The 4,132-nt window shown below is 37.9% G+C and carries 2 protein-coding genes and 1 tRNA gene; 1 reads left to right on the forward strand and 2 read right to left on the reverse strand.

The annotated features are described in order from the left end of the window. Positions 1-32 precede the first annotated feature (32 nt). A tRNA-Leu gene (locus CXF89_RS18540) sits at positions 33-119 on the forward strand. 541 nt (positions 120-660) lie between these two features. Here CXF89_RS18540 and CXF89_RS18545 read toward each other — a convergent pair. Both CXF89_RS18545 and CXF89_RS18550 read right to left on the reverse strand, forming a co-directional pair. Further along, positions 661-2,232, reverse strand: coding sequence for a BCCT family transporter (locus CXF89_RS18545; protein ID WP_121955427.1), 1,572 nt, complete (start codon positions 2,230-2,232; stop codon positions 661-663). 191 nt (positions 2,233-2,423) lie between these two features. Beyond that, positions 2,424-3,839, reverse strand: coding sequence for an alanine/glycine:cation symporter family protein (locus CXF89_RS18550; protein ID WP_024591297.1), 1,416 nt, complete (start codon positions 3,837-3,839; stop codon positions 2,424-2,426). Between the last annotated feature and the right edge of the window lie 293 nt (positions 3,840-4,132).

Genomic DNA, 4,132 nt, shown 5'->3' on the forward strand with positions numbered 1-4,132 from the left:
TTACTCCACACGCTTTAATTAGCAAACTCGATGCCCGAGTGGTGGAATTGGTAGACACAAGGGATTTAAAATCCCTCGACTAACAAGTCGTGCCGGTTCAAGTCCGGCCTCGGGCACCATTTTTACTAAAATCCTCAGATAAAATTCATTTAAATTCTAAATCACTTCTATTTTTAAAATATTCAAAAATTATCCTTATTTAGATTCCCAATCTTATTTTTAATACCTACTTACCTTTAATATCTATTTTTTAATATCTTAAAGTTTCATCATCATACATTTATAAAGCTGCCAGTTTGTATTTAACCGTTAATGCTTTTATCCAATCTGGTTAAATTAACTGAATTGGTATAATTAGTTGTGAATAAGAGCACCTGTTAATAACAAAGAAAAATTAGAACGCTGGCTATTCAATTTTCTTGGCAATTACTCCTGCACCTATGTTTTAGTAAATCAAATGCTTTTAACTCTGCTAACGTAAGGTTTGCTCTCTAAAAATAGCTAAGTTTTAACGAGGGGTGGCATTAATGAATGTAATAGAAGTGCGGTGTCTAAAATAAATTTAAGATAGGAGTATAAGAAATGCGTTTAGTACTTAGTTATACGAATTGCTAGTGTTTTATAAGCGACCCTTGAGGATCGCTTATAAACAATAAATTGTTATTGCAGTTTACTCTGAGCTTTGTAAATTGGATACTCGCTCAACAAGCCTTGAATAAGCGCAATACACATTAAAATAAGTACTATTGAAAACGGCAAAGCTGTAGTAACTACGCCCGACTGAAGCGCTTGCAATGCTTGCGAGCCACCAACCCAAAGCAATACTGCTGCAATCACGCCTTCGACTGTAGCCCAAAATATACGTTGTGGCACTGGTGCATCTATTTTACCGCCCGCAGTTATACCATCTATTACAAGCGATCCTGAATCAGACGACGTTATAAAAAATACCAAAACGAGTGCTATAGAAATAATAGAAATAAAACTAGAAAGTGGTAACTGCTCGTATACCTGAAATAAAGTCACTGAGATATCAGTTAAACCATTTTGTCCAAGTGGGCCAACTTTATCTATAACTTGTGTAATTGCCATATTTCCGAATACCCCCATCCAAACCAAACTAAGAAGCGTTGGTAGGCCAATGACGACGAGTAAAAACTCGCGTACAGTGCGCCCCTTTGAAACTCGAGCAATAAACATCCCAACAAACGGCGACCATGATATCCACCATGCCCAATAAAACACAGTCCAAGAGTGCATCCAATCTTCATCGGGTCTATTAAAAGGATTGCTTAAAGGTACAAAGTGTTCTACGTACGCCCCAAGGGTAGACCAAACAGCAGTAATTGCATCAGAGAAAGTAAGGGCAATAACAACTAATAATAAAATAAATGCACAAATTAAATTAACATTGCTCAGTACTTTAACACCGCCCTCAATACCTCTAATAACAGAGAAAATTGCAATACACGTTACTAAACCAATAACAGATATTTGAAAAGCAGTCCCATAATCAGTGCCTAACAGATAATTTATCCCGCTGGTAGCTTGTTGAGCGCCAAGGCCTAGCGATGTAGCTAAACCAAATAAAGTAGACAGTACAGCGAGTATATCGATGATATGACCAAGCCACCCCCAGGCACGATCACCAAATAATGGATAAAAAACAGAACGTATAGATAAAGGAAGGCCTTTATTAAATGCAAAAAAAGCCAAGCTTAATCCAACAACAGCGTAAATCGCCCATCCATGTAAACCCCAGTGGTACATGGTTGCACCCAAAGCTAATGAGTGTGCTTGCGGTGAGTTTGGCTCAACGCCCATAGGCATATGATACCAACCAGTATAATATGCAGTTGGCTCAGCAACCCCCCAAAACAGTAAGCCAATACCCATTCCTGCTGCAAACAGCATTGAAAGCCACGACATATAGCCATGTTCTGGACGAGCTTTTACGCCGCCTAAACGAATTTTACCCAAAGGAGAGAATGCCAAAATAACGCAAAATATCACAAAGGCATTGGCTAGTAACATAAAGTAACTATCAAATTGATTAATTATGGCGTCTTTAGTCGAGGTTAGTGCATCACGGGTAACGGTAGGGTCAAAAACTAGGGTAAGTATTACAAATAAAACAACTAAGAAAGCGCTTATGCCAAATACTGGGTTATGGATATCAAATCCCCACTTTTGTACATTATCTTGCCCAACTTGGTAATCAGTAGTGTCTATACTGTATTTTTTGTTATGTCATCCATCGGGTCTCCTTTTTATAGATAACTTAATTCAAAGATCTTACGTAATTAAATATAAAATAGTTTTAAAATTAATATAACTTTTTATTTATAAGAAATGAGATGGTTAAGCGTAATATTTGTTATTTTTAGATCTAAAAAAGCGAGCCGTAGCTCGCTGTTTATTGTTTATTTCCAGGCCTCGGGATCGACCTCTTTAGCAAGTTTAGGATGTTTACTCTTATCAAAGGTAGGTATTAGGCCTTTCTTGCGTTGCTCGTTATAATCTTTAGAAAGCCATACAACAACACCTGAGAGCATAAATAGCGCTATAACGTTTACAATGGCCATTAAACCCATTGATATATCTGCCAGCGTCCAAATTAAACCAAGCTCACCAACAGCACCAAACATCACCATACCTAAAACAACAAGTCTAAAGATAAACATACCTTTATTAGAGTTGTGCTCTAAAAACATTAAATTTGTTTCAGCGTAAGAGTAATTAGCCACAATAGAAGTAAAAGCAAAAAACAATATAGCAATGGCAATAAAGTAAGTACCCCAGTCGCCGACATGCTCTTGTAATGCTGCTTGTGTAAGTTCAATCCCCATAACACCAGATTCAGGTACTAATTGCTGCGATAGTAAAATAAGAGAAGCAGTCGCTGTACAAATAACAATAGTATCAATAAATACACCTAGCATTTGCACATAACCTTGTGATGCTGGATGAGGAGGGTAAGGTGTAGCAGTAGCTGCGGCATTAGCTGCACTACCCATACCAGCTTCGTTTGAGAATAAGCCGCGCTTTATACCTTGGATCATAGCTTGTGTAACACCATAACCAATTGCACCTGCACCAGCTTGTTCAATACCAAAAGCACTTTTTATTATAAGTACAATTACATCAGGTAATGCAGTAAAGTTAATAGCGCATACATAAAGAGCCACTAACAAGTAAGCTAATGCCATAAATGGGACAACCATTTCGGCAAAACGAGAAATCGTTTTCAAACCACCAAAAATAATAATACCAGAGCCAATAACCAAGCAAATGCCTACTATATACTTAGGTACATCAAACGCTACTTCAAATGCTGCAGCAATAGAGTTTGACTGTACGGCGTTAAATACCAAACCAAAGGCTAAAATTAAGCATAACGAGAATAAAGTCCCCATCCAGCGTTTACCTAAACCGTTTTGCATATAATAAGCAGGGCCACCTCTAAAATTGCCTTCAGCATCTTTTGTTTTATAAGCCTGAGCCAAAGTACTTTCAGCAAAGCTTGTAGCCATACCTATTAATGCAATAAGCCACATCCAAAAAATAGCACCTGGCCCACCTAGGTATAAGGCAACAGCAACACCAGCCATATTACCTGTACCAACGCGTGCAGCTAACGAAGTACAAAAAGCCTGAAAGGATGAAATTTCATTATCGGCACATTTACGAGAGCCAAACATAACTTTGAACATATGTGGAAATTGCACAAACTGAATAAAGCCTAGTCGAAAAGTAAAAAAGAGGCCTGCTGCTATTAATAAGTAGACGAGAACTTGGCCCCATAGAAGGGCACTTATACTGTTTATTATGTCTGTCATGGATACTGCCTAAATACATGAGTTAAAAAAAGTGACCGCAACTTATCACATCAGGATAAAAGTGTTTAGTTTTAAAGTTCAAAAACAGAGTTATCAACAGGGTTTTGTGGGTAACTTGTGCTTATCATGTGCGCTTGCTTGGGGCTTAATTTTAATTACTATTTTATGCAAATAACGCTTGCGTAAAATCCGCTGCTCCCTATAATGCGACCCCACTGAGACGGGAAACGCCAACGCATAGCGAAGCACGAACTACTCAGAGAGTTAAATAAAACTTCGGTTTTAAATTATCG

The sequence above is a fragment of the Pseudoalteromonas sp. MelDa3 genome, from assembly GCF_002863625.1.
Classification (GTDB): domain Bacteria; phylum Pseudomonadota; class Gammaproteobacteria; order Enterobacterales; family Alteromonadaceae; genus Pseudoalteromonas; species Pseudoalteromonas arctica.